This window comes from Jeotgalibacillus haloalkalitolerans (assembly GCF_034427455.1).
Classification (GTDB): Bacteria; Bacillota; Bacilli; order Bacillales; family Jeotgalibacillaceae; genus Jeotgalibacillus; species Jeotgalibacillus haloalkalitolerans.
On record NZ_JAXQNN010000007.1, the window covers coordinates 118,579 to 143,345 of the forward strand.

The window sequence follows — 24,767 nt, forward strand, 5'->3', positions numbered from 1 at the left end:
AACCCATTGACAACCACACTTTTACTCTGTTAATGTATGAAAGGTGTTTTAATACGTTACCTGTTTAGCAGAGTAAAGAATTTTTAAAAAAGGAGTTCATATAGATGAATGCTGTTGTCATTGCGGTTATAATTATGCTGGTTTTAAGTCTGATCAGAATAAATGTTGTTGCGGCGCTGATTATCGGTGCTGCAGTCGGCGGACTGGTTGGCGGTCTGTCTGTGGAAGATACGGTAAGTGTATTCTCTGAAGGTGTAGGCGGTGGTGCGAATATTGCACTCAGCTATGCATTGCTTGGGGGTTTTGCTGTAGCGATCTCATACACAGGTCTGCCAAAGCTGATGGTGGATAAAATTGTTGCTGCTGTCAGTAAGGAAGGGGAGCCGAGAACAAAGGCACTCCCAAAGGTACTCATTGTACTTGCGATCCTGTCTATTTCAATTATGTCTCAGAATATTGTACCGGTGCATATTGCATTTATCCCACTATTAATTCCACCATTACTGCTGGTGATGAATGAGCTTGGCATTGACAGAAGGCTGATTGCAACTGTCATCACATTTGGATTAACGGCACCATACATTTTACTGCCATACGGCTTCGGTCAGATTTTCCATGATACGATTGCGACGAATATGGAGTTAAGTGGACTTGCCATTGATCTTGATATGATACCGACAGCGATGCTGATTCCGACTGCAGGGATGATTCTTGGTCTGCTTGTAGCTATTTTCATCAGCTACCGCAAGCCGAGAGAATATCAGAATAGAAAAGTATCGCTTCAGGATGGCGATGCAAAAACGATTACAACAAAGGATTTGATTGTCACGATTCTGGCGATTATCGCAGCACTTGTCATTCAGTCAGTATTCCAGTCAATGGTCTTCAGTGCAGTCGTAGGTCTTGCTGTATTATTTGTAAGCGGCACAGTAAAACTCCGTGATCAGGATCAATTAATGACTGACGGTATGAGAATGATGGCCTTTATCGGTTTTGTTATGATTTCAGCAAACGGATTTGCAGCTGTTATGACTGAAACAGGGGCGGTTGAAAGCCTTGTAAATGGGGCAGCTGATCTGATTGGTGATAATAAAGCAGTTGGCGCTTTACTCATGCTGATTGTCGGTCTGGTTGTTACGATGGGAATTGGTTCTTCATTCGCAACCGTTCCAATCATTGCAGTGCTGTTTGTTCCGTTATCACTTGAGCTTGGATTCAGTCCACTTGCAACGATTGCGCTGATCGGTACAGCAGGTGCGCTTGGAGATGCGGGCTCGCCTGCATCAGACAGTACACTTGGGCCAACAGCCGGTCTGAACGCAGACGGTCAGCACAACCACATCTGGGATACATGTGTCCCGACATTCCTGCACTATAATATTCCGCTGATCCTGTTTGGGTGGATTGCGGCACTTGTATTATAAATATATGTTGGGGGCTCTGGCTACGTGGTCAGAGCCTTTTCTATGGATTATAATGTGATCCTAAATTCACTGATTGTCGAAGGCTCACCTTTAAGTGGCGAACAATAACACTATAATACGCCGAACAGAAGCTTGTAACTGTCGAACATAGCTTTCTTTCCGCTGAACACCTACACACATACGTCGAACCCCGCCATCACCCCGTACACCAAACCTCTTGCCAACCCACTCCCACTGAGAGATGATAGAAAAAAAGGGGGAGACAAAATGGATTGGAATAGAGAAACACTAATGGATTCACTCGGTATCAAAATGATCAGCGTAGAAAAAGGAAAAGCTGTAGCTGAAATGCCGGTTGACGGCCGTACACATCAGCCGTTCGGTTTTCTGCACGGCGGGGCATCAGTCGCGCTGGCTGAAACAGTTGCAAGCGTGGGGTCAGCTGCAATGGTTGATTTAAATGAATACAGCTGCTTCGGGCTTGAGATTAACGCAAATCATATTAAAGCGAAAAAAGAAGGCACTGTCACAGGGATTGCTGAGATTATACATAAAGGTAAAACAACAATGGTTTGGGATATCAAAATAGTGGATGAAGAGCAGGAGCTGCTTTGTATTTCACGATGTACAGTAGCAGTCGTCCCAAAACGGAAATAGGGTTTAATTTCCTTCTCGCGTGGAAAAGAATGAACAATGAGGAGGGGATGGCACATGCCGTGGAGTAAAAACGATTATCCTGATTCCTGGAATAACCTTGACCCGGACGTCAGAAATAAAGCCATTGAGATCGGTAATGCGCTGCTGAGAGAGCAGGACTATGATGAGAGCAGAGTGATTGCCATTGCGACTGACAAAGCAAAGCAGGCGGTCCAGCAGGATGATCAGGATACGTATCAGATGAAGAAGCATGATGATGGCTGGCAGCTGATTAAGAAAGGCTCTGACAAAGCCATTTATGTGGAAGAAACAAAAGATGAACTTGAAAAGAAGGCAAAGTCCTATGTAACCGATCATGGAGGTCAGCTTGAGGTTTATCAGGAAGACGGTTCATTCGATCAGACATTATACGAATCAAAAAACTCATCCGGGAATTAATCCCTGGATGAGTTTTTCTTTTTCTCATACTGTTCTTTTTTTGAAAGGTCGTCATGAACGGTCTCAGGTGCCAGCTTCACGCCTGAATTGTAGGCAGCACGAGCGATTAAATGTCCACCAACCGGCGCAGTAATCAGTACAAAGAAAATCCCGAGCACGATCCGGGAGTTGAACATGCCTTCTTCTGTTAAAAAGAAGAGGAGCGCACCGATTAACACACTCATTACACCTAGCGTTGCGCTTTTAGAAGCAGCATGCGTTCTGGTGTAGAGGTCTGGTAATCTGATAAGCCCGATCGCAGTAACCACGCCAAAGAAGGCGCCAATTAAAATAAATGCGGCAACGAAATACTCACTTACGTCGATCACGGTCTACAATCGCTCCTTTCTCGATATATTTTGAGAAGGCAACTGTACCGATAAAGGCCAGAATACCAAGCAATAAAATAACCTCAAGAAATACGCTTGTACGGAGCAGAATCGAAAACAGTGCAGTCACTGCAATCAAACTGATGCCGAGTGAATCGAGCGCGATCACACGGTCTGCTACTGAAGGTCCCTTAATTGCACGGAAGACGATACCGATCATGGCAATCGCAAATGCGACAAGTGCTATATACACACTGATATTCAGCATTATCGGCTCACCTCCATGATTGCTTTTTCAAAGCCTTCACGAATTGAAGACACATTTCCTTTAATATCTGAAGCGTTCAAAGCATGAATATAAAGTGTGCTGTTGTCATCACTTACATCCACAACCAGTGTACCCGGTGTAAGTGTAATTAAAAGTGAGAGCAGGGTAACTTCCCAGCCATGTTCAAGCTTTGTATCGTACTTGAAAATACCCGGCTTTAAATCCATATTTGGTCTTAGAACGATGACCAATACTTCAATATTTGCTTTAATCAATTCGTAGGTAAACAGAATCGTTAACCGGATAATTGCCCAGATCCTGAACAGATAAAGTCTGGTCTGGAAAAAACGTCTCATTGCAAAGATCACAAGCAGACCAAGGAGATACCCGATAATAAAGCTTGATAGACTGAATGACCCGGTTAAAAACATCCACAGGAACGCTAAAAAGAAATTTAATAAAATTTGAAATGGCATATCACATTACTCCTTTAACACTGCTTCAATATAGATTGCAGGATCGATGAGTGGTTCTACCGCCATTTGGATGAATGGATACACTGCTTCAGAACCGACACCATATACAATGGCAATCAGTACTAATCCTGCAGCCGGTATCCAGAGGCGGTTTGCAAGGTGAGCTTTTGCTCCGTGATACTCTTTTGGCGTTCCCCAGAAGCCATTCATAAAGATTTTCATTGCTGAATAAAGCACAAGTAAGCTTGAAATCAGAATCAATAATGGACCGATCATATCACCTGTTTCAAAGCCGCCCTGAACGATAAGCAGTTTTCCTACAAATCCACTGAGTGGAGGAATACCTGCAAGTGCCAGTGCTGCAACGAAATAAGTCCAGCCGATCCGTGGATAATCCCTGATCATGCCGCCCATCTGATTGAGGTGACTTGCACCGGTAATGGCCATCATGATGCCGACAAGCAGGAATAATGCTGCTTTAATTACCATGTCATGAAGAAGATAGAATACCGCTCCTTCAAGTGCTGCAGGCGTCATTGCTGCAACTCCGTAAAGGATCACGCCGACTGCAATGACAATATTGTAAATAATAATCGTTTTTACATCTCTGTATGCAATCGCGCCAACGACACCTACCACGATACTGAGAAGTGCAAGGACTGCAAGAATCTCGTGTGTATATCCCTGATCATGATAGAAAAATAATGTGTAAGTTCTCATGATCGAATACACGCCGACCTTTGTCAGCAATGCACCAAACAGTGCCAGAATCGGAATCGGCGGAGCACTGTATGATCCAGGTAACCAGAAGTACAGCGGGAAGATTGCACCTTTTAAACCAAATACGATTAAGAAAAAGATCGCAATCACTGTAATGATCCCCGGGCTCCCCAGCTCATCAATCCGCTGGGAAACATCCGCCATATTAAGGGTTCCAACGACTGAATACAGATAAGCAACTGCTGTAACGAATAATGCAGATGAAATGACATTAATCAGCAGATATTTAATTGATTCCCGCAGTTGTGCCCCTTTACCGCCTAATACGATCAGCAGGTAAGATGCGATCAGAAATACTTCAAAGAATACAAACAGGTTAAAAATATCACCTGTTGTGAAGGCGCCGTTAATTCCTGTAAGCAGGAACATGACGCCAATGTAGAAAAAGAATCGTTCATAGGATTCGTCCATATAAATCATCGCGTACCAGACAACAAAGAATGTCAGGATACTTGATGTCAAAACCAATAGGACTGAAAGCATATCTGACACCAGTGGAATCCCATATGGTGCAGGCCAGCTTCCCAGGTTAACAGTCTGAATTCCATTTGCTTTTACTTCTGCTGCCAGCACGATCGCTGCAATGATTGTCCCGGCGATTGCAATCAGTGAAATCACCCGCTGAGCTTTAATTCGCTTCGGGAAGAACATTAATAGTACAGCAGATAAAAGCGGAATGAGAATTGGTAATAACGGTAAGTTAATCATTTGAGTCATTCCCTTTCATTTCTTCCATATTATCTGTTCCAAGCTCCTGATAAGCACGATAGGCGAGTACCAGGAAAAATGCCGTAACCCCGAAGCTGATTACGATCGCTGTTAAAACAAGTGCCTGTGGAAGGGGATCAGTATACGAGCTGACACCATCCATCAGTACAGGTGCATCACCTGTTTTCAATCCGCTCATCGTCAGAACCAGCAGATGTGCACCGTGACTGAGAAGCCCAGTACCGATAATCACGCGCAATAAACTTTTTGACAGAATCAAATACACGGCAGACATAAATAGTACACCGACGACAATTGACATTAATATTTCCATTATTCACTCTCCCCAATCGTTTGAATAATGGTCATTGTTATGCCGATTACGACCAGATACACACCAATATCAAACAATACCGCAGTGTGAAGCGATGTCTCACCTAACAAAGGTAAGTCAAAGTAATCGTACGCGTGCGTGAGAAACGGCTCATTAAATAACAATGCACCAGCCCCTGTTAATACAGCAATTAATAGTCCTGCAGCTGTCATCAGCCGATAATCAAAAGGCAGGATTGTATTCAGGGTCTTAATATCATAAGCGAGTAACAGCAACACTAAAGCTGCGGCAGTCATTAACCCGCCTATAAATCCTCCGCCGGGAGTATAGTGACCGGCAAAGAATAAGTTGATGGAGAACAAAATGATAATAAATGAAATGACCGTTGTAACTGTCTGGAGGATCAGATCATTCGGTTTTTTCTTCATCTCTTTTGCCCCCTTGCTCCACGGAAGTTAACCATTGCATAAATCCCAAGTGCTGCAATTCCAAGTACACAAATTTCAAATAATGTATCAAAGCCACGGAAATCAACTAGAATAACGTTAACCATATTACCGCCTGCAGCGAGGTCGTATACATTATCAATGTGATACTGTGAAATCGATTCAAATGCCTGGTGGTTACTGAATGAAGCAATAGCAATCAGCGTCACAGTTACACCAACCAGAACCGAAATTACTGCATTGCCAAACTTAAACTTCATCCGTTCTTCTTTTCTGCTGATCTCAGGCAGGTGATAGAAGCACAGCAGGAACAATGCAACAGATACTGTCTCAATAACAAGCTGTGTTAATGCCAGGTCAGGTGCTCTGAAGAATACGAAGAACAGGGCAACTGAATAACCGACAACGCCAAGTAAAACAATCGATGTCAGTCTTGATTTTGCAAAAAGGATCGTAATTGCACCGGCAACGAGTACGAGTGCAAGTGCAACTTCATAGATTCTGATCTCTGCAAGATTTGATGTATCCACTGCAAATGCATCACGGATACCGAGAGTAGATAACAGAATCGCTACAAAGAAGGCGAAAATATAGATCAGATATGACCTCATATAACCGGTCATGACAAATTCATTCAGCTTAAAGCTGCCTGATTCACTTCTGTCGATTCCACGGTCATACACGCCGTTAATTGTAAATCTTTCAGGGATCCGGTTGTAAATACCCTGCCATTTAGCGAGCGTGGCATACATCAGCGTACCTGTCAGAATAATGCCGAGTGTCATAAATAGCTCAGGCTGGAATCCGTGCCAGAAGTAAATATTTACATACACTTCCTGGCCTGCATCAGTCAGACTTGGCAGAATCGATTCAACTGCCGGCTTGATCATACTGTTTGCAAGCAGATTCGGGAAGAATCCGAAAATAATTACCAGGGCTACAAGCACAAGAGGTGAGATTAACATACCAATTGGTGCTTCATGCGGCTTTTTAGGAAGCTTGTCAAACTGAGGCTTCCCAAGGAATGTTTTGAATACAAGCTTGATACTGTAAATGAATGTGAATACACTTGCAATCCATGCAAGTACAGGGAATAAAATACCCCAAGTATTCAGGTTAAACAGATCGAGTTCAAATACAGAAATCATTCCTGTCAGGAACATCTCCTTACTCAGGAATCCGTTAAACGGAGGAAGACCTGCCATCGAGAACGATCCGATAATTGCAATCGTAAATGTAATCGGCATCAGATTCACAAGTCCGCCAAGCTTTCTGATATCGCGGGTCCCTGTTTCATGATCCACAATACCCGCCATCATAAACAGGCTTCCTTTAAAGGTTGCGTGATTAATCAGGTGGAACACAGCTGCAATTGTTGCTGTCATATACATATTTTCATCAAGTGTGTCAAAATGCAGTGCAGCTGCACCAAGTCCAAGTAATGACATGATCAGACCGAGCTGACTGACTGTTGAAAAGGCGAGTATTCCCTTCAGGTCAGTCTGTTTTACTGCATTAAAGGATCCCCAGAACAATGTGAAGATACCAAAGCCTGCAACCAGCCATAACCATACGCCGGATTCAGCAAATACAGGACTCATACGGGCAACCAGGTAGATCCCCGCTTTAACCATTGTTGCTGAGTGAAGGTAAGCAGATACCGGTGTCGGTGCTTCCATCGCATCCGGAAGCCAGACGTGGAAAGGAAACTGTGCAGATTTAGTGAATGCACCGAGTAAGATCAAAATCATCGCAAACAGGAATAACGGCTCTGTCATTAATTCTCCTGACATGCCGATCAGTTCACGAATACTGAACGTGCCGCCCATCATATAAAGCAGTACGATACCACCGAGCATAGACAGACCGCCAAACACGGTGATCAGCATTGATTTCTGTGCACCGTAGCGTGAGCGTTCTTTATCGTACCAGTAACCAATTAAAAGGAATGATGAAATGGATGTAAACTCCCAGAACATATAGAGCACAATCAGGTTGTCTGAAAGAACGACCCCAAGCATCGCACCCATAAACATGAGTAAGTAAACATAAAAGTTATGAAGTGCTTCCTTTTCTTTTGCCAGGTAATAGATCGAATAAAGCACAACAAGTGATCCAATACCTGTAATCAGAAGGGCAAATAATAGCCCGAGTCCATCAACATAAGCAGTGAAATTAATGCCCAGTGACGGAATCCATTCAAATGTTTGTGAAACTGTTTGTCCGCTGCTTGTTACCGGCATGTACTGGATAAAATAAATAAACAGTGCCAGCGGAACGAGCAAGACGAACCATCCCGTATGAATAGAACGGAATCCCTTAAACAGGAAAGGGACAAATACCGCCGCAATAAATGGCAGTAAGATGGCTAAGTGAAGCAGCGACAATGAAGATCCCTCCTTAAAAATTCTCTGTCACACATTTAAATAAGGACTCTCGCCTTACACGGAAGTCCTTAGTGATGTGATCTTTTATATCTCGTATAAAAGTAAGTATAACGTAAAAGACGTGTATATGCATAATGGAATCACTTGTATAATAGGCTTTCTACTGTGCTTATATATAGGAAGAAATAGATCAGAGGACATAAAATTTTTACATCTTCGTGTCGAAAAATGACGGTGAAAGCTAGAATCTTTTGGAATTTCCTTTAAAAAACCGGCAGAAAAGATTATTATGTGAATAGATGAATTACAGGAGCGTCATAGATGAAAAATACATATTTAACAGGATATCTTCCTTTATTTTCAATTTTAATGTTCAGCTTATCTTTTTCAGTGTATGGAGTAGGGGTGCTGACTGAGTTATTCAGAGGCATCGGCATTTACGCAGGTATGCGGGAGTTTTTATCTGATCTTGAATTAAAGATCTTTATTTTAATCGTATTAATGATTATCTTCTTTATGATTTTTGCCGCTTTAAAGCTGATTGCTGAAACAATTAATGAAGTCTCTTTGCTTTTCTTCTCAAGGGATAAAGAGGGGGAGGCGCTGACCCGCGTCAGGTCGGGCTCGCTGATTTATTTCTTCGGCTCACTTGTCACGATTGTGAGTCTTTCTTCTATCAAAGGACTGCTGATTATTTTTGTCGTTACATCATTTATTTATTTTGTGTACTTTGTAGTGAAAGTGAGCACGACACTTTCGGCCGGTGGAACGGTTGGGGTGATTCTGTTTGAAATTACGGTCTGGTCTGCTTTAGTTTCCGCTGTTTTGTATGTAGTGATCAGACTGTACAACGGACTGCTAGCGAGTCTGCCGATTTTGGAGCAGGTTCCTTCATGAATCTATTATGACACCTTTGATGATATAGTCAGAGGTGTTTTTCTGTGAAGCTGCAGATGAGAGCGGATGATGGTGAAGAGGGTAATTCCATCAATTCAGAAACATTTCCTTCAGATCAAAAATAAATACCATCAATGGTCGATTTCATTCCTTCAATATCGATTTTTTTCCTTCAGTGAAGCCCCGAAACCACTTATTCCCTTCAGTACTCATTGAGATTCCTTCAGGCTCATAATCAATTCCATCATTTTAACTTGCTTTTCCTTCATCCGACCGCTCGCTACATTACACCCACGCCCGCTACATCCAGTCCACACTCGCTGCACTCCGCCATACATCAGATTTTTATCCAAAACAAAAACACCTCTTACATCAGCATCATGATCCGACGTAAGGGGTGTTTATTACCGCATCATATCTTTCCAGATCAAATGAGCGGGGCGGTCTGTTTCGATGCTCCGCATATTCTCAGGGAGATCATGTCCGACCCATACGCCGCCTGTATAACGGTCTGTTAAGCCGACTGTCCAGTAGTCAGCCCATTCATTTGTTGTACCTGTTTTAATACCGATATACGGCTTGTTCAGATAAGCAGGGCTGCCGGTTCCTGAAATGGCTGCAGTGTTCAGCAGCGCTCTCATTTTTGTCGTCGTTTGTGGAGACCAGACAGGAATTTGTTTGTCTTCCCATTCATAAAGCACGTTTCCTGATGTATCCGTTACCATGCGGATCGCATGAGCGGGCGTGTAACTCCCGTCTATAAAACTTGTATAAGCGTCTGTCAGCTCAAGCGGTGACATCCCATAAGTAAAGCCGCCTGAAGCAGCTGCCAGTGTTTGGTCACCCGGCTCGAGAAAGTCAAAATCAAACGCATTTAAATAGTTAAAGGAAAGTTCAATCCCGGTTTCATTCATTAAACGTGCAGCAGGTGTATTCAGAGACAAGAGAAAGGCTCTTGATATCGAAACATCACCATATTCAACGCCGCCATAATTTTCAGGACAGTAGTTGTCGATGCAGAAACTGTCCGCATTTACTGTCTGGCTTAAAAACGGCTGAAATGTATCAATATATGGTGCATACACAAGCAAAGGTTTAATTGCCGATCCTGGCTGGCGCACAGCCTGATAAGCACGGTTAAAATTGTACTTCTGATAATCTGTGCCGCCTGACAGCCCGACAATTTCCCGGGAAACATTATCAATCAGAACTGCTGCTCCCTGAACACCTTCATATGGCAGATTCTGATTGACTGCTGCAACCGTCTTTTGCTGGAGGTCAGGGTCCAGTGCTGTATGAATCATAATACCTGAGCCAAGTACTTCATTTGTCCGCTGATCAAGTTCCTGACTGATCTGCTCTTTTACAGAAGCTTTCTCTGCGCGGTTTAATCTGTCTTTAAACCCTTCCTTTTCAGCAATCAGCTGCTTCAATTCATACTCCACATAGACTGCGTAATCAGGATAAAGGTCAGTATTTTCATATTGCTGCATCGTAATTGGTTCAGCCTTCAACGCTTCAGCTTCTTCAGGATCCATCATGTCCTCAAGCACAAGAATATCGAGCAGTCTTTCCTGACGTTCCTTGGCCTGGTCAAAATTGTTGATTGGATCATACTTTGAAGGGTTATTTGGAATCGCTGCAAGAAAAGCCATTTCAGCTTTTGTCAGCTCATTCAGCTCTTTATCAAAATAGTAGACTGAAGCACCTTTAATCCCGTAGACGCCATTACTGTAATAAATAATATTCAGATAAGCTGACAGGATTTCATCTTTAGAGAGCTTTTTCTCCAGTTCATTCGCATAAAAAAGCTCTGTCATTTTCCGGTTATAGGTTTTTTCCTGCGTTAAATAAAGGTTTCTTGCGAGCTGCTGGGTAATCGTACTCCCGCCCTGCTGAATGTGAGTAAACACAAGGTTTTTCACCACAGCACGGATAATCGCACCCGCGTCAAATCCGATGTGATCGTAAAAATTCTGATCCTCAGAGTATACCGTTACATCCTTTAAAAATTGGGGAATTTCCTCATCAGATGCATACAGCCTGACACCGGAGCTGCCCTGTGCAAAACGGTTTCCATCTTTATCGAGTAAAAAGCTTGTCTCATCAGTATGAATATTTTCCACATTCACTTTTTCAGATACAGCCTCTTGAAAAGCCGCCTGCGTACTTATTTCCTTATCCATTTGAACCCATAGAAAAATGCAAAGCGGGATCATCAGCAATACACCTGTAAAACCCAGTGTCATTCGCATGAAGCAAATCTCCATTTCTATCAATCATTAATTTTCAAGCAAAACCTGACGCCGGCTCCACCATAACAGTCCAAATGCGCTCAGAAATAAAAATCCTGTCACATAGAATACGGAAGAAATTCCGATATAGCCTGACAACAGTCCGCCGAATGCCGGTCCTGCAACATTACCGAGAAATCTGAAGCTCTGATTGTACCCGAGTACTTCACCCTGCATGGAAACAGGGGCTGCATGTCTGATAAATGCGGTCACACTCGGGATAATGCCGCCGATTGCCATACCGAATAAAAACCTTAAAATAATCAGCTGCCAAAGCTCAGTGACCAGCGCCTGCGGGATAATGAAAGCTGCAGATAATACAAGCAGAATGGTCAGCACTTTGGTATACCCGATCGCATCACCAAGCCTGCCCCAGCCGCGCGTGGCAATTAAATTGCCGAACCCGGTAGCAGAAAAGGCGAGTCCTGATAAAAAGGCAATGTTAGCAGCACTTGTCAGACCGTCTACATACAGTGCGAGGAGCGGTTGAATACTGAAATTCGCCATTTGTACAAGAAACGACAAGACCATCACAGTGAGCAGCATGCGCTGGCTGACAATGTGTTTGAAGACTTCTTTTCTCGTATAAGTTTTCTCATTCTTTTTATCGGCCGATTTCTTCTTTTCTGTAATTCCGAACATGACAACTGTTGCAGCAATTGAAATGACGATTGCTGTAATAATAAATGTATAGCTGAATCCAAAGGCATCCGCCATGAGCCCGCCTAAAATCGGACCGAATAAGCCGCCTGTGACAGTACCCATTTGCAGCGTTCCGAGTGTTCTTCCCGCGATCTGTTTGGGTGTCTGAGAGGAAATTAAAGCAAGGGAGGTTGGAATAAATCCGGTTACCACACCCATAAACAGCCTTAAAATGAATAAGCCAAACACTGAATCAATAAAGCCCATCAGAAAAATACTGAAGGCAATCCCGTATCCGGTAATCATTAAAATCAGTTTATAGCCAAAGCGGTCACCAAATCTGCCCCAGATCGGTGAGACGAAAAATGCAGTCAGAAACGTGACGCCAAATACAAGTCCGGACCATTTCTGAACATATTCAGGAGAAAAGTTGCCCATTGTTTCAATATAAAGAGATAGAAAAGGTAAAACCATTGTGGCACTCGCAGCAACTAAAAAGTTAGCGACCCACATAATCATCAGATTCTTTTTTTCAACAGTAATTGCAAACACCTTCTTATTTAATTGGATATTTCGTGTGACGTAGTAATTATACACCTTAGAAAACATCATGCAACAAAGCTGTACGGAAATTGTCGTATGAAAATTCAGACATTTTTATAAACATTTATCCGCCGCATGTTATAATAAACCCAACATTTTATGTGGAGAACGCCACAGCATAAGGGGGGGTAGTATGAATGAAGTAACCATATTTATAGATTTCGAATTCTCTATGCCTGAGGGAAGAGGACAAAAAGGTTTCTTTCCTGAAATTATTGAGGTCGGTCTGCTTGCGGTACAGGGCGGCAGACAGGAGCAGTTTTCAAGCTATGTAAAGCCGCGTGTCTTCAAGCGGCTGTCGCGAAGATGTAAAAACTTTTTAAATATCAGCCAGCAGCAGGTGGATAGCGGGATCCCGCTACAATCACTTGTTGCAAAATTGTCTGAGTATAACGAGGCAGGCCCCTGTAAGGTCGTGACGTGGGGGAACATGGATATGAAAGTACTGAAGCAAAACTGCCAGATTGCCAAGCTTCAATTTCCATTCTCAGGTGAGTTTGTGGATCTGTCGATGGAATACAAACGCTTTTTTGGAGACCGCAACCAGACAGGACTCTGGAAAGCAGTGCAGGAATACGGCAAAGATGGAACAGGCAAGCATCATAAAGCACTTGATGATGCGATGACAACTTATCATATTTACCAGCTGGTTGAAAAAGACAAAAAGTATCTGAACCGGTCAGAATCCACAACGATTGGTGACCGCGTCGATTTTTCTGCGCTGAGGGAATTCCTCGCGCAATAAAAAAGAACCCGCGCATGGGTTCTTTTTTATTGGGTTTAAAAGGTTAAGTTATACATTAATTCATATTCACGCTTTACACCCTGCAGCGCTTCAAGACACTTCTGGTTATAAGGTGAATCTTCTGCCTTCAGCTTTTCTTCAAGTTTTTGAACAGACTGAATCAGACTTTCATTGTAATCTGTTAACTCCCCGTCAAACGGCTTCACCATTGAAGATGGGATGTTTGCACGTTCATTCAGTGCCAGCGCTTTCCGCTCATGGAAAAAAGGAACATCCACCTGCTTCGGGTTATGCAGATCTCCCTGTTCTGGATGCTTAATCACGCTTTTAATTCTGATGACCTGATGCTCAGTATGTACTTGATCGACCTCTCCAACATATGCTCCAGTTTTATAAAAAGCTTTAACCAGGTTCATAAAATCTCCACTCCTTTTGAGATAAGTTTACATGAAATTGATGATTTTTTCTTTTCGTTCGTCTAAAGTATAAATTGGAGGCGATCTAAATGAAAATAAAAGCACTATTACCATTATCTCTTTTACTTATATTATCAGCCTGTGGCGGAGCAGATGAAGAAAGTACTGCTGACACTGAAAGCACTGAACCGGAATATACAGTTGTGGAAGGCTATCCTCAGACAAACCCTGAGGCTGCTGAAAATGAACCGGTTGCCACAATGGAAACATCTGAAGGAACCATTAAAATTAAGCTATTTCCTGACCAGGCGCCTAAAGCAGTTGAAAACTTTATGACTCACTCAGAAGACGGCTATTATGACGGGCTGACTTTTCACCGTGTGATTGAAGGCTTTATGATTCAGGGAGGAGATCCTGAAGGCACCGGTGCCGGTGGTGAAAGTATATACGGGGAGCCATTTGAAGATGAATTTAATGAGTCACTGATCAATATGAGAGGTGCTCTCTCAATGGCCAACTCAGGACCGAATACAAACGGCAGTCAGTTTTTTATTGTACAGGCAGACTCAGTCGCTGAAGACATGATCGGACAGATGGAAGATGCTGAATTTCCGCAGGAAATCATCGATATTTACGCAGAGCGTGGCGGAACACCGTGGCTTGATAACCGCCATACTGTATTCGGACAGGTCATTGAAGGAATGGACGTAGTAGATCAAATTGCTGCAGCTGAAGTCGTAAACGATGTGCCGGAAGAAGAAATTGTGATTGAATCCATTACGATTGAAGAGTAGCGTACACGAATTGTTCACGTGAAGTCTGTATGAACGGCTGTTATAATGATGGTATCAGACACATGTGAGGAGGGCGGCCAATGGTTGCTGAATGGTTTGTCTTACAGCTATTCCTATACTTCCCCGAGGATAAATCCGAATACCTGCCGGCTGGATTATGGCTGCTGTTATTCGTGTTAATGACATACTTCACGTATAAGTGGATTGTGCGTGTATCAAAACGACAGGCAGATGAAGCGAAAAAGCTGGAAGAAAAAATGATGAATCGTAAGGATACACATTCATAAATCGTAACGGCCGGATCTCAGGTTTGAACTGAGATCCGGCCGTTTTTTGTTGGAAAGTGAACGACTTTATTGTAATTGGACGGGTTAAAGCTGACAATGTGGTTGTCTGTGGTGTCTACGATCAAGGTGTGCCAAAGTTGGTGAAAGCGACGTCGAAGCCGCTGATACCTACGTCGAAGCCGCTGATACCTACGTCGATCATGCTGATAGTGACGTCAATCCCACTGCTGCCTGCGTCGACCCAGGTGTATCATGCACTCAAATGAGCTGATACGACACTCAGCGGCAAAAACACGACACTCGAATAAAAAAACTCGACATCAGCAATAAAATACACTTTTCACCAAACACAACCTACTCAAAAGCCTTCTTCAATCTAGCCATACCTTCCTCTACCATCGCACGCGGTGACGCAATATTCATGCGGATAAAGCCTTCTCCGCCTTTACCGTATTTTTCACCGGTATCAACGCCGAGCTTTGCTTTTTGGTAAAGTGCTTCTTTCATTTTATCTTCACTTAATCCTTTTTCGCGTGCATCGATCCATAGTAAATACGTGCTGTCAGGTTCCATCAGGTGCAGACCGTCAATATCCTCAAGGCCTTTTCTTACAATTTCAAGGTTTCCTTCGAGGTAGTCAATCAGCTGCTCCAGCCATTCTTCACCTTCTGAATACGCTGATTCCATCGCGGTAATGCCAAAAGTGGAGAGGGTGAAGAACCCCTGTTTACCCTGATCCTCCTGCAGTTTTTTACGAACTTCCTCATCTGACGCGATGACTGCAGAAGCCTGCATGCCTGCTAGGTTAAACGTTTTTGAAGGTGCGACAAACGTAATGATATGGCTGTCGTTCTCAGCTGCCAGGGCTGCAGGAACGTGCTTTGCGTGGCGGTAAACAAGGTCTGAATGGATTTCATCAGATACGAGATATACATTCTCCTGTTTACACATATCAGCAATTTTTTTTAATTCTTCCTTTGTCCAGATTCTCCCCGACGGATTATGCGGACTGCAGAGAAGAAACATTTTTACGTCTTTCAGTTTTTCGGCAAGGTCATCCCAGTCAATTTCATAGCGGTTATTGTTTTCAATCAGCTGCGTCAGCACCAGCTTGCGTTCATTTTGCTCAACCATGCTGAAAAAAGGCGGATAGGCAGGTGTCATCGTAAGTACCTGATCCCCTTTATCAGTTAGCGCTCTGACAGCTGTTGCAATTGAAGGGACGACGCCTGGTGAGTACATATACCAGGCTGGGCTCGTTTTCCATCCGTGACGTTTTTCGAGCCATCTTGAAATGATTCTTGCTGTTTCAGGCGGTACAAATGTATAGCCAAACGGTGGTTCTTCCATCCGTTTTTTCATCGCGTTTATGACTGCGTCCGGCGGCAGAAAGTCCATATCAGCTACCCACATCGGCAGCAGGTCATCTGTTCCAAACACATCTTTCATCATATCCCATTTAACAGAATACGTTCCCTTACGCTTTAATTCTGTATCAAATATACTCATCAGAAACACATCCTTTCCATCTCTCTATTCTATGGTATGATAGATTGAGCATTTTTCAAAACAATTAGGTGGGGCATATGAATATAGATATGAATGAAATGAATTTAAAGCTTGTTATGATCCTGCAGGAGTGGGACCCTTTTGATATAGGAGAAGAAGGGTATGATGGGGAGATTGCAGAAGTGATAGACGCTGTACACGCGCTTCATCATCCGAGTGATCTGGCAAAGAAGATACAGGCAATCTACGAGCAGACATTTGAAAAGTGGATTCCACTTCAGGAGTGCACTAAAGTGTCATATAAACTGCTTGCAGTAAAAATGAATACAGGTGAAATATAGGAAAAGGAGGATGGGCAAATCATTGTCTCATCCTCCTTAATCGTTCCGCTGCGCTTCAGGCGGACGCTTTCCGTTCGGTTGTTGCTGAGCCTCCTTGGCTGCGCCTGCGGGGTCTCAGCTTCCAACTAATCGTCCCGGAGTCGCCGCCTTACGCTCCGCTGCACTTAAATTTTATTAAAAATTTGTTTTATACAAGCCATCTTTTACAATCAGATAATCTCAAGCGACTGTAAAAAGATTGCAATAATTGCAAGTGGTGCAAGTACTTTAATCAGGAAGTACCATACGTGCATCCATAAAGCATGTCCGTTTGCCCCTTTTTCGAGTTCCCCGAACACGTCTTCTTTTTTCAGCTTATAGCCTACAAATAGGCTGATCAGCAACGCTCCAAGCGGTAATCCGAAATTGTTCGCAACATAATCTGCGAAGTCGAAAATCAATAATCCGTTAATTGTCACATCTGTCAGAACGCCAAATGACAATGCACTTGGAAGACCGACGATGAAAATCAGAATACCTGAGATCCATGCGTATTTTTTACGTTTTTCAGGACGCCCTCTTGAAAGGGAGGCTGTCACAATTTCGAGAATTGAAAAGGCTGATGTTAACGTGGCAAACAGCAGCAGGACAAGGAAGACAAACATGAACAGTCCGCCGAATGCCAGTTCATTAAATACAGCAGGCAGTACGACAAATACAAGCCCCGGACCTTCACCCGGCTCAAAGCCGAAAGCAAACACCGCTGGGAAAATCACGATACCGGCAAGAAGTGAGATCACAATATTTAAAATCGCAACTGATCCCATTGATCTGCCGAGATTTTCATCATCCTTCAGATATGAAGCATAGGTAACCATAACGGATACCCCTACACTCAGTGCGAAAAATGACTGACCGAGTGCAAGCAGCATTGTTTCACTTGTCATATAGCTCCAGTCAGGAATGAATAAGTAAGCAAGTCCTTCTGATGCACCGTCAAGTGTCAGTGATCTGATCGCAAGGATGATAAACATCACAAGCAGTGCAGGCATCATAATTTTACTGGCGCGTTCGATCCCGTTTTGAATTCCGGTCTGAACAACCGCGATTGTCATGATCATAAAGATTGCCTGAGCAAGGAGCACTTCAACCGGATTTGAAATAATGGTTTCAAATAATCCGCCGTACTCTTCCTGGGACAATCCCATCAAACTTCCGGTCACACTGCGGTAAAGGTAAGATAAAATCCATCCGCCTGCAACGCTGTAGAATGAAAGAATAATAATTGCTACGACTGTACCTAAATACCCGACAAACGGCCATGCGCTTGAAGGAGCAAGCTTTCTGTACGTGGAGATTGCATCGGACTTCCCACGCCTTCCGATCACAAATTCAGCCAGCAGGATCGGTCCTGCAATTAACACTGTAAATAATATAAAAAACAGCAGAAAAATACTCCCGCCATTTGATCCCGCCATATACGGAAACTTCCAGATCGCCCCAAGACCAATTGCTGAACCGGCAGCTGCCAGTATAAATCCGATCTTTGACGACCATTGCTGTGACTTCATGAGTTCCACCTCTTCTTTCATTGATTTGTATATGCTACTACAAGTATACAAGAGCTGAAAAGCCTTTTTTTGAAAATATAAATTAAAATGTTCTGTAAATTCTTTCTATCACCTCAAATGTCCCGGTATTTTCTGTATAATAGTAGGAAGAATAGGGGGAGAAAGATGGATCAGGCAAACCAACAATGGCTGATAGAAGCGAATCAGCTGTTACTTCAACTCGGTGTATCACCTGAACACCGCCGGACCTTTCTGGCACAAATACAACCTGAACAATTGACTGACAGAATAGCTGTTTTAAAAGAGGCTTTGCTTTTCGCGCAATCATCAGAGCATGATGAAATCGAAAAAGTTTCACCCCACGCTGATGATCAGGAACTCCATGAAGCCATTCAAACACTTCCATTTAACCAGAAAATAAGTTTATCCCTTCACCATTATCACTCATTTACAGAGAGTGAAATTGAACAGCTCACTTCTCTGTCTTATAAAGAATTTCATGAGCAGGAGCAATCTGCGCTCAGCACCCTGGCTGACCGCTGGCAGACTGATAAAAGCCGGATCGACCAGTTTTTATCTTTGTTGCAGGAAGCTTATGATCTTCAGGAACCGGATCCGGAAGAATTGCCCGAGCAGGAAGAAATCCCTGAGGAACCAACTGTTAATAAAGAAAAAAAGAAGTCAAAATGGCCGGCGATCGCAACAGGCGGGATACTTGCAGCTGCAGCAGGTGCAATCTTTTTACTGAATGATCCGATTCCTGAAGTGCCTGAAGAAACCGGTGCGGCAGGGGAAGCAGAAGAGTCAGGAGAAGAGGCTGAGCCGGTATTTGGTGAAGGACAGCTGACTGAACTGGATGAGCTGATCAAGAGCAGGAAAGAAGAACTTTCTGAAGCGCTCGGACTGAGTGAAGAAGAAGTAAACCGGTTAAACGTAATCATGAATGTAGAGAGTCAGCTCCAATTCATGAGGGATATCAATGAGGGATACCATGAAAATCCTCATGGCGACAACGAACAGATGCTGACAATGCTGATAGACGAGATAGAGTGGTATACGGTTCCGCCAATGGACATGCTGGCTGCTTTTTACGAGCAGGCTGACGAATATTATGGAAACACTGAACTCGGGCGTTCTGATTTTACAGTGAATATGTTTATAGACAATGGTCAGAATCTGATCAATGTGTATGAAGAAAAGCTGAATGAAAATAAAGAATTAATCACTCCTGAAAGCCGTTCGTCATATCTTGAGGATCTGCCTGAAAAGGAACGTGAATTAAGAGAGAAGATGAAGGAAAATGGATTTACGTATGATTACGACACAGAAAAAGCTGAATTCACAGTGACGATGGGTGGCGAAGTGTTTGAAGAACGCACTGACTTTCTCCATCCAGCCTATCAGGATTTCCTGAAAAGTATGCCGCCATCTGAAAATGAGATGTATCAGTCAGTATCGAATGAGACTGAAATTGATTACGCTGACCATGCTGCCACAGCTCTTGAGCTTGAACAGCATATGGAAACATTTTATCAGCTGGAAAATGAAGCTGCTGATGATTATTTTCAGCTTGGACTGCCAAGACGACTCAGCTTTCATTACAGTGAGCTGACAAGAATACTCATTGGCGGGAGCGGGATCAGCGTTTCAAGGACTGATCCGGATTTAAGGGAAGAGCAGCTGGCTGCCTGGGAAGACATTCTTCAGGATCGCACATTCGAAAATTCCTATATAAGAGACATAGTTTCAATTCAATATACAATAGGTGAGAAATATGAATTTGATATGCCGCCGGGATGGACGGAAATCGACTTTGAACCATTTTATACAGCAGCGGGTCCCGGTCATGAGTCCGGGTTCTCGAGACGGGTTGAAGTACCGCTTCAGGATTATCTGAAGGACGTCTATGATACTTATATCCTTGGCGGAGATCGGGAAGCAATCAAACTGCTGCATCCTAAGTTTATTATTCTGTTTTATTTCCATGCACTGAATCAGAAAGATTATGATATTGCCTATTCATTAATGGGTGGAGAAGAACTTCCTGATTATAGCCGTTTTGAAGAAATCGTCAGTGAGTATGAATATGGATTCGGCTCCTTCAGAGATCTGTTTTACAGAAGCGGTATGCAGGATGGCGAAGATGTGGAAGCAACATTCACGATGCAGATGAATGGAAATGAAATGTACATTGATATGCGCTTAGAGGACGACATGTTCAAAGTGAAGTACACAGATGACAGGATGTTCAGGAATTATGTGACAGAGGAGGAGGAAGATGCTCCGGACTGAGAAGGAGATCAATGATTTTTTATTTGCCGCCGGAATGAAAAAAGAAGATAGAGCTGTCGTGATTCAGACAGCTTTTTCAGTTTCTGAAGAAGAACAGGTTGATGCAATCACAAAAGAAATTGAACAGGTCAAACCTGCTGATCACAGTGATTATTTTCAGCATGAAGAAGATGAAGAGCTCTGGCAGGAAGTGAAAGAACTTCAGGCAGAAGATAGAGTTGCACTGCTGCTGCCATTTTTCAGTGAAAGGTTCAGTCAGTCTGACCCTGCTCTAGAGCTGCTGAAAAATAGAATGGAAGAGCGGATTGGGTATGAGCTCAGAACTTCACAGCTTACACAGATGCTCCAAATGATGGTGGAGGAAGTGAAGAAGCGGCCACCGGAAGAGCTGACAGTTGATGAACCGGAACCCGATAAAGCCAGTGAACCTTTAAAAAACTCCACCCCCGTGAATAAATGGGTATGGCTTGCTGCGGGGATTTTTGTCATTGTATCCGGCATACTGCTGTTTCAAAATCCCGGACAACAGGCGGGGGAGACAACTTTTGCTCCAATGGAGAATGAAGGGTTACTGGAAAAGGAACTTGAAATGCTGAATCAGACTGTCGATAACGAAATCGAGTCTCTTTCAGAAGAACTGGGTCTGAGTACGGAAGCAGTGTGGCAGCTCGAGTTTGTCAGTAATGTGCTGGGACAGGTGAATAGTCTGCAGGAAATGGTTGAATATGCTGAGACCACAGAGGAAAAAACATCTACCCTCAGTGAGATCAGAAGAACTGCACAGCTCGTTTCTGCAAGGCTGAATACACCGATCGTCCGGCTGGAGGATGCTGCTTCGCTTGTAGCGGCAAATACGACGTTTGGAATTCTCGAAGCAAATGACAATCTGCTGTCACGATTTACTTATGATTCCGCCGGGATAATTGAGTTATATGAAAATGCCCTGACTGAATATGAAAATGAGCTGAATGAACTGGATACGCAGATTTCAGATTTCAGATTTTCAAATAATGCACAGGCATTAATAGATAAAATGAATCAAAACGGCTTTGAAGTGACCGTTTTACCTGAGCGTCAATCTTTTGATGTGAATTACGGTGAAAATGCAATAAGCCGGGTCATGAGCGGCCTGCTGACAGAAGAGTATCTGGATATCATTCAGGAGCAGAAGGTTCAGCCTTATATTGATGACGCCGGTGAGACAGCTTATACGTATTCCCAACAGGCTGATAAGCTGCTTCAGACTGAAGGACTGCTCGCACGGTCTGCAGGAACTGAAACATTATCGAGTGAACTGCTGTATCATCATACGCAGCTGTTTCAATATTTTCTGAGAGACATTACTGATGAATCCGGTCAGTTAAGATCAGAAGTCAGGGAAGTATGGGAGCAGATGATGACGCCTGAAAATCAGGAGAATTATACGGTTGCCCGCTACATTGGGGAAGTTTATGAAGCCTTTGAACAAAATGATTTTATGATTTCAGATGAAGTCAGATCAGTGAGAGATAACTATACAATTGTTCCGGTTTCTTATCGTATCAGAAAAGCGGATACGTATTTTCCGTTAAATGACACGCTGCAGGAAAGATATAATATGCTGAATGCTTTTGGGGAAGATCAGGACATCAGCTTTTTCCTGCCCAGAGAAGCAGTGCAGCTCTATATCAATTCACTGGTGCTTTACAATCAGGAGGTCGCAGCCATGATGACGGTTCCTGAAACATTTGAAATTGCAGACGAGGGGAATTGGAGCGGCATTACGATGCAGGCAAATGAAATTACAAGCATTCAGACGGAATATGAAAATGGGAAGGCGATCGTCACTTTATCCGGTGAAAATTTCACAGAACGTCAAATTGTGATGCAGGAAATAAACGGGGTATGGAAGGCGGAATTTGCTCCTGAACATTTAACGTGGTTTTGATTTTGCAGACGACTTGTGATATAATCAATAATTGCGTGAAAACGATAAAAAATAATTGGTTATAGGAGAGATTTCCATGTCTACAAAATTCGAAGCAGGTCAAGAACTAAAAGGTAAAGTTACAGGAATTCAGCCATACGGTGCGTTCGTTGCACTTGATGAAAATACACAAGGTCTAGTACACATTTCAGAAGTAACTCACGGTTTCGTTAACGACATTAACGATCACCTTTCAGTAGGTCAGGAAGTAAACGTAAAAGTTCTTTCTGTTGATGAAAATGCTGGTAAATACAGCCTTTCAATCCGTGCGACTGAAGAAGCACCTGAAAAGCCACAGCGTAAAGAGCGCCGTGCACAGCCTTCTAAGTCTGTATCACACACTGAAGATACTACAGGTTTCAACAGCCTGAAGGACAAGCTTCAGGAGTGGATCGACCAGTCTGACATGAAGCGATAAGACTTTTTAAAAAGACTCATGCGGGGTTCCGCGTGAGTCTTTTTTTTATGTGGTGTACTGGCGCTGGCTGGGGTGGCATGGCGCGTTGAGTGCTGTCGGGTCGAGATTTCTATCACCTTTTGTATTATTCGATCATCTCTGGAAGGTATTCAGTCACCTTTTGATGGGATTCAGCTTCCGGTGTTGCAGGCGGCAATCATTCTATCACCAATGCCGGACATTCAATCAGCAATCCATTTATTGCATCACCTTTTGCTTTGATTCGCTGGGCAACGCCACACTTCACTCTACCACTTCAACCTACCCCTTCACCTTCAACCCATGCTTCTTCATCCGGTACTGCAGATTCTGCCTGCTCATACCAAGCGCATCAGCCGTTTTCGTGATATTAAATTCATGATACTGAAGAGACTTCTGAATGTAGTATGATTCCGCCTCATGTAGAAAGCTGTCGAGTGTCTGTGACGCTTTGCCCTCTTTTACCATAAAAGCTGACCCGTCCAGCGCAGGCATACTGCTGGCAGGATCATCAAACTTCAGTCTGAAGTAGTGGGGCAGGTGAGAGTATGAAACCTCATCTTCACTGCCAAGTGCCAGCATAGAAGCTTCCATCACATGTTCGAGCTCTCTCACATTCCCAGGCCAGTCATACTCTCTGAAAAGCTTAATCACTTCATCGGCTGTTCCTGAAACCGCAGTTTGAAAACGGATATTGAACTGTTCAATAAAGTACCGTACAAGTTCACTGATATCTTCTTTCCGCTCCCGTAAAGACGGTACGAAAACGGTTCTTTCACTGACAACGTAATAGAGTTCTTTCAACAGTTTTCCTGACTGAATTGCATCGATCGGGTCTTCACTCAACGTTAAAATGATATCGATCCGTTCGTCGCGGGATTTCCGTTTTTCGCTTAATAATTTTTCTGCAAGGTTTTTCTGCAGGTGAATAGGCAAATACTCAGCGTGCCCCATAAAAAGAGTTTTTTTCTGATGACTTTGGAGTTCATCAATAAAACGCTCACTCCGTTCTTCAGAAGAGCTTCTGAAATCCATGCCAATAAAACTGCTTTCGTGCAATCCTCTTTCAAGATGAATACTTTGCGCAAGCAATTCCTTGCCTGTCCCGGCTTCCCCGCAAAGTAACAGAAAGTCATCGCTCGCTGCTGCCCGCTTGCCTTCAGCAATCATCTGCTGAATGATCGGGGAAGTGCCTGCCCAGTGATCGAAGGATGACAGTTTTTTATGTGAGCTGATCTCATGCTCAATCGCTGTTACTTCCCTTGAAATCTCTATTGCACCAAGTACTTCGCCATCTATCACAATGGGATAAGTATCATTAATCGCGGTAATTTCATGACCTTTTACATTAAAATAAGACTGCTGAACATTCAGGATAGGTTCCTTTAACGTCAGTGCCTGGAGTAAGGTGCTCTGTTCATCAGGGTGAAACTGAAAGACATCAAGCAGACGTTTATCGAGCAGGTCAATATCCCCTGTACCTTCCATTTCACGCATTTTCTGATTATAAAAAATGGTTCGTCCGTTTGCATCCACAACGTGAATACCACGGTCAATCACATCGATCATTGATGAAATAAAAGCTGAATGCTGAATTGAGTGCAAGATCTTTTCGCTCCTTTCATGATGCTATTATGCAACATGGATTGGCTTTTTAAATGTCTGAAAAGAGAAAATACTTGAAAAATGCAATCATCTTTTGCATTATT

Annotated in this window: 24 protein-coding genes; 11 read left to right on the forward strand and 13 right to left on the reverse strand. The window is 43.3% G+C overall.

Features of this window, described 5'->3' with window-relative positions:
- Nucleotides 1-104 precede the first annotated feature (104 nt).
- From UFB30_RS15410 to UFB30_RS15420, 3 genes are all read left to right on the forward strand, one after another.
- Nucleotides 105-1,424 carry a Na+/H+ antiporter family protein gene (locus UFB30_RS15410; RefSeq protein WP_322422588.1) on the forward strand — a complete coding sequence of 440 codons (1,320 nt, stop codon included), beginning with the start codon at nt 105-107 and terminating at the stop codon, nt 1,422-1,424.
- A gap of 267 nt (nt 1,425-1,691) precedes the next feature.
- The gene (locus UFB30_RS15415; RefSeq protein WP_322422589.1) at nt 1,692-2,081 is read left to right on the forward strand and encodes a hotdog fold thioesterase; all 390 of its coding nucleotides are present in this window, start codon (nt 1,692-1,694) and stop codon (nt 2,079-2,081) included.
- 54 nt (nt 2,082-2,135) lie between these two features.
- Nucleotides 2,136-2,519, forward strand: coding sequence for a DUF2188 domain-containing protein (locus UFB30_RS15420; protein WP_322422590.1), 384 nt, complete (start codon nt 2,136-2,138; stop codon nt 2,517-2,519).
- Here UFB30_RS15420 and mnhG read toward each other — a convergent pair.
- From mnhG to UFB30_RS15455, 7 genes are read right to left on the reverse strand one after another with little or no spacing between them, the layout of a single operon-like run.
- Complete coding sequence (mnhG, locus tag UFB30_RS15425; protein WP_322422591.1) at nt 2,516-2,887, reverse strand: monovalent cation/H(+) antiporter subunit G; 372 nt, start codon at nt 2,885-2,887, stop codon at nt 2,516-2,518. The genes UFB30_RS15420 and mnhG overlap by 4 nt on opposite strands.
- The gene (locus UFB30_RS15430) at nt 2,871-3,155 is read right to left on the reverse strand and encodes a Na(+)/H(+) antiporter subunit F1 (RefSeq protein ID WP_322422592.1); all 285 of its coding nucleotides are present in this window, start codon (nt 3,153-3,155) and stop codon (nt 2,871-2,873) included. Before UFB30_RS15430 ends, mnhG begins: the two co-directional genes overlap by 17 nt.
- Nucleotides 3,155-3,631, reverse strand: a complete 477-nt coding sequence (locus UFB30_RS15435) for a Na+/H+ antiporter subunit E (RefSeq protein ID WP_322422593.1) — start codon at nt 3,629-3,631, stop codon at nt 3,155-3,157. Before UFB30_RS15435 ends, UFB30_RS15430 begins: the two co-directional genes overlap by 1 nt.
- Nucleotides 3,632-3,637: 6 nt before the next feature.
- On the reverse strand, nt 3,638-5,119 hold the full coding sequence (locus tag UFB30_RS15440) for a Na+/H+ antiporter subunit D (protein ID WP_322422594.1): 1,482 nt from the start codon (nt 5,117-5,119) through the stop codon (nt 3,638-3,640).
- A complete protein-coding gene (locus UFB30_RS15445; protein ID WP_322422595.1) occupies nt 5,112-5,453 on the reverse strand; it encodes a Na(+)/H(+) antiporter subunit C in 342 nt (113 codons plus the stop codon). The genes UFB30_RS15440 and UFB30_RS15445 overlap by 8 nt, the downstream gene beginning before the upstream one ends.
- A complete protein-coding gene (locus tag UFB30_RS15450; protein WP_322422596.1) occupies nt 5,453-5,881 on the reverse strand; it encodes a Na(+)/H(+) antiporter subunit B in 429 nt (142 codons plus the stop codon). Before UFB30_RS15450 ends, UFB30_RS15445 begins: the two co-directional genes overlap by 1 nt.
- Nucleotides 5,878-8,286 (reverse strand): Na+/H+ antiporter subunit A, encoded by a 2,409-nt coding sequence (locus UFB30_RS15455; RefSeq protein WP_322422597.1) that lies wholly within the window; start codon nt 8,284-8,286, stop codon nt 5,878-5,880. Before UFB30_RS15455 ends, UFB30_RS15450 begins: the two co-directional genes overlap by 4 nt.
- A gap of 321 nt (nt 8,287-8,607) precedes the next feature.
- Between UFB30_RS15455 and UFB30_RS15460 the strand changes: the two genes are divergently transcribed.
- Nucleotides 8,608-9,183, forward strand: coding sequence for a DUF5366 family protein (locus UFB30_RS15460; RefSeq protein WP_322422598.1), 576 nt, complete (start codon nt 8,608-8,610; stop codon nt 9,181-9,183).
- Nucleotides 9,184-9,587: 404 nt separating this feature from the next.
- Here UFB30_RS15460 and UFB30_RS15465 read toward each other — a convergent pair whose 3' ends face one another.
- Both UFB30_RS15465 and UFB30_RS15470 read right to left on the reverse strand, forming a co-directional pair.
- Complete coding sequence (locus UFB30_RS15465) at nt 9,588-11,438, reverse strand: transglycosylase domain-containing protein (protein ID WP_322422599.1); 1,851 nt, start codon at nt 11,436-11,438, stop codon at nt 9,588-9,590.
- A 27-nt stretch (nt 11,439-11,465) separates the two neighbouring features.
- The gene (locus UFB30_RS15470; RefSeq protein ID WP_435390898.1) at nt 11,466-12,638 is read right to left on the reverse strand and encodes an MFS transporter; all 1,173 of its coding nucleotides are present in this window, start codon (nt 12,636-12,638) and stop codon (nt 11,466-11,468) included.
- 217 nt (nt 12,639-12,855) lie between these two features.
- Here UFB30_RS15470 and kapD point away from each other — a divergent pair, with 217 nt between their 5' ends.
- On the forward strand, nt 12,856-13,467 hold the full coding sequence (gene kapD, locus UFB30_RS15475; RefSeq protein ID WP_322422600.1) for a 3'-5' exonuclease KapD: 612 nt from the start codon (nt 12,856-12,858) through the stop codon (nt 13,465-13,467).
- Nucleotides 13,468-13,502: 35 nt separating this feature from the next.
- Here the strand turns inward: kapD and kapB are convergent, their stop codons facing one another.
- A complete protein-coding gene (gene kapB, locus UFB30_RS15480; RefSeq protein WP_322422601.1) occupies nt 13,503-13,883 on the reverse strand; it encodes a kinase-associated lipoprotein KapB in 381 nt (126 codons plus the stop codon).
- 89 nt (nt 13,884-13,972) lie between these two features.
- On the opposite strand from kapB, the gene UFB30_RS15485 reads away from it, so the two are divergent.
- Both UFB30_RS15485 and UFB30_RS15490 read left to right on the forward strand, forming a co-directional pair.
- The gene (locus UFB30_RS15485) at nt 13,973-14,677 is read left to right on the forward strand and encodes a peptidylprolyl isomerase (RefSeq protein ID WP_322422602.1); all 705 of its coding nucleotides are present in this window, start codon (nt 13,973-13,975) and stop codon (nt 14,675-14,677) included.
- An 80-nt stretch (nt 14,678-14,757) separates the two neighbouring features.
- The gene (locus UFB30_RS15490) at nt 14,758-14,964 is read left to right on the forward strand and encodes a hypothetical protein (RefSeq protein ID WP_322422603.1); all 207 of its coding nucleotides are present in this window, start codon (nt 14,758-14,760) and stop codon (nt 14,962-14,964) included.
- Nucleotides 14,965-15,318: 354 nt separating this feature from the next.
- Here the strand turns inward: UFB30_RS15490 and UFB30_RS15495 are convergent, their stop codons facing one another.
- Nucleotides 15,319-16,473 (reverse strand): MalY/PatB family protein, encoded by a 1,155-nt coding sequence (locus UFB30_RS15495; protein ID WP_322422604.1) that lies wholly within the window; start codon nt 16,471-16,473, stop codon nt 15,319-15,321.
- A 77-nt stretch (nt 16,474-16,550) separates the two neighbouring features.
- Here UFB30_RS15495 and UFB30_RS15500 point away from each other — a divergent pair, with 77 nt between their 5' ends.
- A complete protein-coding gene (locus UFB30_RS15500) occupies nt 16,551-16,814 on the forward strand; it encodes a DUF1871 family protein (RefSeq protein ID WP_322422605.1) in 264 nt (87 codons plus the stop codon).
- A gap of 209 nt (nt 16,815-17,023) precedes the next feature.
- On the opposite strand, the gene UFB30_RS15505 is transcribed toward UFB30_RS15500, so the two are convergent.
- Nucleotides 17,024-18,364, reverse strand: a complete 1,341-nt coding sequence (locus UFB30_RS15505; protein ID WP_322422606.1) for a sodium-dependent transporter — start codon at nt 18,362-18,364, stop codon at nt 17,024-17,026.
- Between the two features lie 165 nt (nt 18,365-18,529).
- Between UFB30_RS15505 and UFB30_RS15510 the strand changes: the two genes are divergently transcribed.
- The 3 genes from UFB30_RS15510 to yugI all read left to right on the forward strand — a co-directional run bounded on the left by UFB30_RS15510 (nt 18,530) and on the right by yugI (nt 23,040).
- Nucleotides 18,530-20,656, forward strand: coding sequence for a hypothetical protein (locus tag UFB30_RS15510; protein WP_322422607.1), 2,127 nt, complete (start codon nt 18,530-18,532; stop codon nt 20,654-20,656).
- Nucleotides 20,643-22,583 (forward strand): hypothetical protein, encoded by a 1,941-nt coding sequence (locus tag UFB30_RS15515; RefSeq protein ID WP_322422608.1) that lies wholly within the window; start codon nt 20,643-20,645, stop codon nt 22,581-22,583. The genes UFB30_RS15510 and UFB30_RS15515 overlap by 14 nt, the downstream gene beginning before the upstream one ends.
- Before the next feature lie 76 nt (nt 22,584-22,659).
- Nucleotides 22,660-23,040 (forward strand): S1 domain-containing post-transcriptional regulator GSP13, encoded by a 381-nt coding sequence (yugI, locus tag UFB30_RS15520; RefSeq protein ID WP_039810634.1) that lies wholly within the window; start codon nt 22,660-22,662, stop codon nt 23,038-23,040.
- A 300-nt stretch (nt 23,041-23,340) separates the two neighbouring features.
- Here yugI and UFB30_RS15525 read toward each other — a convergent pair whose 3' ends face one another.
- Entirely contained in the window at nt 23,341-24,663 is a 1,323-nt protein-coding gene (locus tag UFB30_RS15525; protein WP_322422609.1) for an AAA-type ATPase lid domain-containing protein, read from the reverse strand.
- Between the last annotated feature and the right edge of the window lie 104 nt (nt 24,664-24,767).

What these genes read in the sequence shown, in the direction of transcription:
- UFB30_RS15410 (WP_322422588.1), top strand. Translation starts at nt 105, where the DNA reads ATGAATGCTGTTGTCATTGCGGTTATAATTATGCTGGTTTTAAGTCTG.
- UFB30_RS15415 (WP_322422589.1), top strand. Translation starts at nt 1,692, where the DNA reads ATGGATTGGAATAGAGAAACACTAATGGATTCACTCGGTATCAAAATG.
- UFB30_RS15420 (WP_322422590.1), top strand. Translation starts at nt 2,136, where the DNA reads ATGCCGTGGAGTAAAAACGATTATCCTGATTCCTGGAATAACCTTGAC.
- UFB30_RS15430 (WP_322422592.1), bottom strand. Translation starts at nt 3,155, where the DNA reads ATGCTGAATATCAGTGTGTATATAGCACTTGTCGCATTTGCGATTGCC.
- UFB30_RS15435 (WP_322422593.1), bottom strand. Translation starts at nt 3,631, where the DNA reads ATGCCATTTCAAATTTTATTAAATTTCTTTTTAGCGTTCCTGTGGATG.
- UFB30_RS15440 (WP_322422594.1), bottom strand. Translation starts at nt 5,119, where the DNA reads ATGATTAACTTACCGTTATTACCAATTCTCATTCCGCTTTTATCTGCT.
- UFB30_RS15445 (WP_322422595.1), bottom strand. Translation starts at nt 5,453, where the DNA reads ATGGAAATATTAATGTCAATTGTCGTCGGTGTACTATTTATGTCTGCC.
- UFB30_RS15450 (WP_322422596.1), bottom strand. Translation starts at nt 5,881, where the DNA reads ATGAAGAAAAAACCGAATGATCTGATCCTCCAGACAGTTACAACGGTC.
- UFB30_RS15460 (WP_322422598.1), top strand. Translation starts at nt 8,608, where the DNA reads ATGAAAAATACATATTTAACAGGATATCTTCCTTTATTTTCAATTTTA.
- UFB30_RS15465 (WP_322422599.1), bottom strand. Translation starts at nt 11,438, where the DNA reads ATGCGAATGACACTGGGTTTTACAGGTGTATTGCTGATGATCCCGCTT.
- UFB30_RS15470 (WP_435390898.1), bottom strand. Translation starts at nt 12,638, where the DNA reads ATGATTATGTGGGTCGCTAACTTTTTAGTTGCTGCGAGTGCCACAATG.
- kapD (WP_322422600.1), top strand. Translation starts at nt 12,856, where the DNA reads ATGAATGAAGTAACCATATTTATAGATTTCGAATTCTCTATGCCTGAG.
- kapB (WP_322422601.1), bottom strand. Translation starts at nt 13,883, where the DNA reads ATGAACCTGGTTAAAGCTTTTTATAAAACTGGAGCATATGTTGGAGAG.
- UFB30_RS15485 (WP_322422602.1), top strand. Translation starts at nt 13,973, where the DNA reads ATGAAAATAAAAGCACTATTACCATTATCTCTTTTACTTATATTATCA.
- UFB30_RS15490 (WP_322422603.1), top strand. Translation starts at nt 14,758, where the DNA reads ATGGTTGCTGAATGGTTTGTCTTACAGCTATTCCTATACTTCCCCGAG.
- UFB30_RS15495 (WP_322422604.1), bottom strand. Translation starts at nt 16,473, where the DNA reads ATGAGTATATTTGATACAGAATTAAAGCGTAAGGGAACGTATTCTGTT.
- UFB30_RS15500 (WP_322422605.1), top strand. Translation starts at nt 16,551, where the DNA reads ATGAATATAGATATGAATGAAATGAATTTAAAGCTTGTTATGATCCTG.
- UFB30_RS15505 (WP_322422606.1), bottom strand. Translation starts at nt 18,364, where the DNA reads ATGAAGTCACAGCAATGGTCGTCAAAGATCGGATTTATACTGGCAGCT.
- UFB30_RS15510 (WP_322422607.1), top strand. Translation starts at nt 18,530, where the DNA reads ATGGATCAGGCAAACCAACAATGGCTGATAGAAGCGAATCAGCTGTTA.
- UFB30_RS15515 (WP_322422608.1), top strand. Translation starts at nt 20,643, where the DNA reads ATGCTCCGGACTGAGAAGGAGATCAATGATTTTTTATTTGCCGCCGGA.
- yugI (WP_039810634.1), top strand. Translation starts at nt 22,660, where the DNA reads ATGTCTACAAAATTCGAAGCAGGTCAAGAACTAAAAGGTAAAGTTACA.